General features: G+C 47.3%; 1 protein-coding gene and 1 pseudogene. Both read left to right on the forward strand.

Features of this window, described 5'->3' with window-relative positions; genetic code table 11:
• Window positions 1-394 (forward strand): TyrR/PhhR family helix-turn-helix DNA-binding protein (locus R7R78_RS29675; protein ID WP_406707417.1); only part of this gene is annotated, 394 nt, incomplete at its 5' end.
• A 36-nt stretch (window positions 395-430) separates the two neighbouring features.
• Window positions 431-509, forward strand: a pseudogene (locus R7R78_RS29680) (30S ribosomal protein S5 alanine N-acetyltransferase); the annotation flags it as partial.

The following is a 509-nucleotide window of genomic DNA, read 5'->3' on the forward strand; positions in this document are numbered from 1 at the left end:
TTTGCTAGATTTGTTCGTGACAAAACACGCGCAGCAGCTGGGTATCGATAAGCCGGAGCTGGATGACGGTCTGGTTGATGCACTGGCCAGCTACCAATGGCCGGGTAACATGCGTCAGCTAGATAATATGGTGTTGCGAGCGCTAACAGAAATGGATGGTCATTTACTGAAAGCCGAACATTTTAATTTGCCACAGCCGCAGTCAGTTGGCGGGGGCAGTGCAACGCTTAATATTGATGGTTCTTTGGACGAGATCATGCGTGATTATGAATCCCAGGTGTTGGAGCGTTTGTACCAGTCGTTCCCGTCAAGCCGTAAGTTAGCGAAGCGTTTGAACGTATCGCATACGTCTATTGCGAATAAGTTACGTGACTATGGGATTCGTAAGAATTAACGCGAGTAATCAAGAAAAGGGAAGTTGTCGTTTGTAATGGAAGATCATAGTTCATCAATCGCCGTTCACAAGTTGGACGGCGACTTGCTTCTACGAACCGCTGAAATCGGTGATG

This window comes from Vibrio sp. 2134-1, assembly GCF_033339495.1.